The sequence below is a fragment of the Atribacter sp. genome (genome assembly GCF_035418125.1).
Classification (GTDB): domain Bacteria; phylum Atribacterota; class Atribacteria; order Atribacterales; family Atribacteraceae; genus Atribacter; species Atribacter allofermentans.
The window spans coordinates 1-4,086 of sequence record NZ_DAOLQM010000200.1; the positions used below are offsets into that span (position 1 = coordinate 1).

Annotated in this window: 3 protein-coding genes and 1 tRNA gene; 1 reads left to right on the forward strand and 3 read right to left on the reverse strand. The window is 38.7% G+C overall.

The window, feature by feature from the left end; all coding sequences use genetic code 11:
- Positions 1-120 precede the first annotated feature (120 nt).
- The 3 genes from PLK24_RS09085 to PLK24_RS09095 form a co-directional block, all read right to left on the reverse strand.
- Positions 121-195, reverse strand: a tRNA-Val gene (locus PLK24_RS09085).
- A gap of 90 nt (positions 196-285) precedes the next feature.
- Positions 286-1,449 (reverse strand): iron-containing alcohol dehydrogenase, encoded by a 1,164-nt coding sequence (locus PLK24_RS09090; RefSeq protein ID WP_324478389.1) that lies wholly within the window; start codon positions 1,447-1,449, stop codon positions 286-288.
- Positions 1,450-1,575: 126 nt separating this feature from the next.
- The gene (locus PLK24_RS09095) at positions 1,576-2,268 is read right to left on the reverse strand and encodes a flavin reductase (RefSeq protein WP_324478391.1); all 693 of its coding nucleotides are present in this window, start codon (positions 2,266-2,268) and stop codon (positions 1,576-1,578) included.
- Positions 2,269-2,783: 515 nt separating this feature from the next.
- Between PLK24_RS09095 and PLK24_RS09100 the strand changes: the two genes are divergently transcribed.
- Positions 2,784-3,953: a radical SAM protein gene (locus PLK24_RS09100; RefSeq protein ID WP_324478393.1), complete on the forward strand. Its 1,170-nt coding sequence runs from the start codon at positions 2,784-2,786 to the stop codon at positions 3,951-3,953.
- Positions 3,954-4,086: the final 133 nt, after the last annotated feature.

The window sequence follows — 4,086 nt, forward strand, 5'->3', positions numbered from 1 at the left end:
ATTTTAAATGTTTCATCTTATTTCCAGACTCTGGCGGTTGGGGTTATTATCGTCGTTGCAGTGGTTGTGAGCAATCTGGAAAAGATTCGAAATCGATAAAATTTTGCAAGGGAAAAATCATGGTGGGCGAAGCAGGATTTGAACCTGCGACCCCTTGCGTGTAAGGCAAGTGCTCCGCCGCTGAGCTATTCGCCCACGTCACGATGGCAATTATAACAGGAAAAATAAAAGAAAACAACCAAAAATACCCTCGGAATAATCCTCCAAGGGTATTTTTTTATGAGCTCAAAGACTCATTTTATAAATAGCTAACACATCTTCTTTATTCATTTTTTTAACACTACCCAATGGTCCTCTGCTTACTGCTTTGGAAGCCATCTCTTCTAAGTGTTCACTGCCAATTCCGACTTCTTTTAAAGAGATTGGTGCTCCGATTTCTCGGAACCAATTTTTGGTTCGTTCGATAGCCGCTAAACCGAGCTCACGATCGGATTTTCCGTTACGAGGAATATTCCACACCCGTTCGCCAAATTGGGCAAACTTCTCAGGGATAATATCTAATACATACTTCATCCATTGTGGGAAGATTATTGCCAACCCGGCTCCATGAGGAATATCATAGATGGCGCTCAATTCGTGCTGAATACCATGAGTAGACCAATCATCATCGACTCCTCCTTCTAACAAATGATTGAGAGCTAAAGTACCACACCACATGATGGTTGCCCGAGCATCGTAATCATGGAGATTTTTTAGAAGGCGAGGTGTCGTTTCAATAACGGTTTGGATAATGCTTTCTGCCATTCGGTCTTGAAGCGGTACTTCTTTAGTAGGATGAAAGTATTGCTCGAAAACATGGGCAAGAATATCAGCAATGCCATTTATAGTTTGATCACGAGGAACCGTCAAGGTGTTTTCCGGATCAAGAATGGAAAAGGTTGGGAAAATAGTAGGATCAACAAGGCCTAATTTTTCTTCGGTCTCTTCATTGGTGATAACTGCATTGTGGTTCATTTCGGAACCGGTTGCTGCCAGGGTTATAATAGTTGCTAAAGGATGCATTCGAGTCGGTTTCACTTTTTTTATCATAAAATCCCAAGGATCACCGTTATAATAAACCCCAATGCCCATTATTTTCGAAGCATCGAGGACACTTCCTCCTCCCACGGCTAAAATAATATCGATTTTTTCTTTTTTGCAAATTTCAACACCCTGACGAACACTGGTTATTCGGGGGTTGGGTTGAATTCCGCCCAACTCAAAAACTTCCAGCCCATTCTCTTGAAGATTTTTAATGATCCGATCATAAAGCCCATTTTGTTTGATACTTTTTCCTCCATAGGTTAATAGGACTTTATTTCCGTATTTCTTGATTTCTTTACCAATCCGGTCGGTTTCTCCTTTTCCAAAAAAGACTCGTGTTGGATTGTAAAGTTCAAAGTTCTTCATAATAAATATACACCTCCGAACAGATTAATATTTTAAATACTCATGCATAACGGATTTCTTGTGGCCAGTTGGTGGGTTTTATTCCTTAACAATGACAAGCCTGTTTTGTTGTTTTTTTGACCGGTATTATATTTTAACAAATTTATCCTTACCCGCTCCACAAATAGGACAAACCCAGTCCTCGGGCAAATCTTTAAACAAAATCCCACAATCGATTCCAGAGTCAGGATCTCCATAGCGGGAGTCATAAATATAACCGCATACTGTGCAACGATGTCGTTCAATTTCAACTTTATCGGCTTCTTCCGGATGAAAAGTAGCTGCGGTGCGAGGAACCTTCCCACCCTTGACATCACGATAATAATTGTAGGTCATGGGTTCCTCTTGAGTTAAAAATTCCGATTCAAGTACTTCTCCCAAAAAGAGAACATGGGTACCGGCATCTAATTTCGAAACAACTTTGGTTTCGACATAAGAAACGGTGTGTTCAGTAACAATAGGGATTCCATTTTTCCCAGAAATAAATTGAGTTTTAGAGAATTTATCAATTTTCTTCCCGGTTTGGAATCCGAAAAGACCAATTAACTGTAAAGGGGCATCTTTATCTAAAACTGTTATATTAAAAAGACCACTTTTTTCGATGTATTCAAGAGTTAAGCTTTCTTTATTGACGCTGGCAATAATCTGATTAGGGAAAGCCGTTACCTGGACTAATGCATTAATAATCATTCCATTGTGTTTCCCATTATAACCAGAACTGATTATATACATTCCACAATTTAAAGAGAACAGAGCGTCTATGTTCAAAATCGACACCACCTTTTATCCATGGAGGAAATTAGGAGAATTCATTCCCTATTACGTTTCATAAATTTTACTCGATAAATGGTTTGCTGCCAAATTTATCTTTTTTCCCTTACCCTTTGGGCTAAGGGAGATGGTTCGGGATTCGATTTTTACCAGTTCTTTCAAATACCCCTTGCACCCTTTGTTAAAAAGGGGAAACTGATTCTTACTCGGGCAATACTGTGAACAATCAAAATATTCTAATATTTAACCTGATTTGAAAAACGAGGGGAATGATAAATCAAGCCCCTACAAAAGAATATAAAATGTAGGGGCATAATGTATTGTGCCCATTCTTTAATTAATGTAGTGACATGCCATGGCATGTCGAATCTTTGGTTTTCATACTTATCTAATGCTACCGATTGGCATGGTTGTCTGTCTTATATAAATATTAGAAGTATATCACTCTGTTTATATTCATGCCAGCTGTCATAAAATTTAAATGAAATATTCCAAAATGGGTAAAATTGTTTTATAATTATTTTATGGTTTACCTTCCTAAAAAAATAACTGATATCGATCAAAAAGTAAAAATTCTGGGAGAGTCGGCTCAATATGATTTATGTGGAGCCTGTGCGAACCAGGTTGAGAGAAAAAGAAATCCTCAGGGTGGATGGATTTATCCTACAGTGACACCCGATGGCGAAAGAGTAAATCTCTTAAAAATTCTCCTTTCCAACGACTGTATTCATAACTGCTATTATTGTGGTAATCGTGAAGGACGAAAAGGAGATCGAGTTCGTTTTTCGCCGGAAGAGTTGGTTCGGATATTCCTTAACATGAAAGATAGAGGTTTAGTGAAAGGGCTATTTTTAAGTTCAGCAGTTGATAGAAATCCTTTCCAAACCATGGATGATATGTTAAAAGTTACCGAACTGCTGAGGTTAAAATATCATTTTCGAGGATATATTCATCTAAAAATCTTTCCTGAGTCAACCGATGACTATATCGAGACTGCTATAAGATTGGCTACTCGAGTGTCGATCAACATTGAAGCTCCTGGATCTGATTATTTAAAGAGTATTGCTCCTCAAAAGAATTTTAATCGAATATGGAATAGATTTCTTTATTTGAAAAAGCTTTCTCAAAAGGGGGTAAGACCTCGCGCTGGTTTCACTACCCAGTTGGTTATCGGAGGAAGTGAAGAAAAAGATCTGGATATTATGAGGACAGTTAGCACTCTTTACCACGATTTTTCCATGACCAGAGCTTACTACAGTGCATTTCATCCAATTAGCGGGACTCCTCTGGCTGAAAAACAACCAGAGTCGACTTGGAGAGAGCACCGCCTATATCAAGCCGATTTTCTTTTTCGGAAATATCATTTTTCTCTCGATGAACTCATATTGAACCAAAAAGGAAATCTCCCCTTGGAAATAGACCCAAAAACTTTATGGGCATTAAATCACCCGGAGGTTTTCCCTTTAGAGATAAATACTGCTTCCTATCAGGAGTTACTCAGAATACCAGGCATTGGTCCAATATCAGTAAAAAGAATTATTCAATATCGCCAAAAAACTCCTTTTCGTGACTTATCCTCACTTCAAAGCTTAGGGATTCGTGTTCAGGCAGCTACACCTTATATTCTTCTTTCCGGAAAACAATTCCGGATTCCTCAACAGCTTTCACTCTTTTCAGAATATATTGCGGGGTAAGCTCTCGTGCCGCTTATGTGGCACCAGATGAGGATGAAAATCCAAGATTCGACATGCCATGGCAGGTCGCTACATTAAATGAAGAACGGGCACAATACATTGTGCCCCTACAATTTTATATTCTTTGGTAGGG

Bases quoted from the DNA above. Each gene is read 5' to 3' on its own strand.
- PLK24_RS09090 (WP_324478389.1), bottom strand. From the start codon at position 1,449: ATGAAGAACTTTGAACTTTACAATCCAACACGAGTCTTTTTTGGAAAA.
- PLK24_RS09100 (WP_324478393.1), top strand. From the start codon at position 2,784: ATGGTTTACCTTCCTAAAAAAATAACTGATATCGATCAAAAAGTAAAA.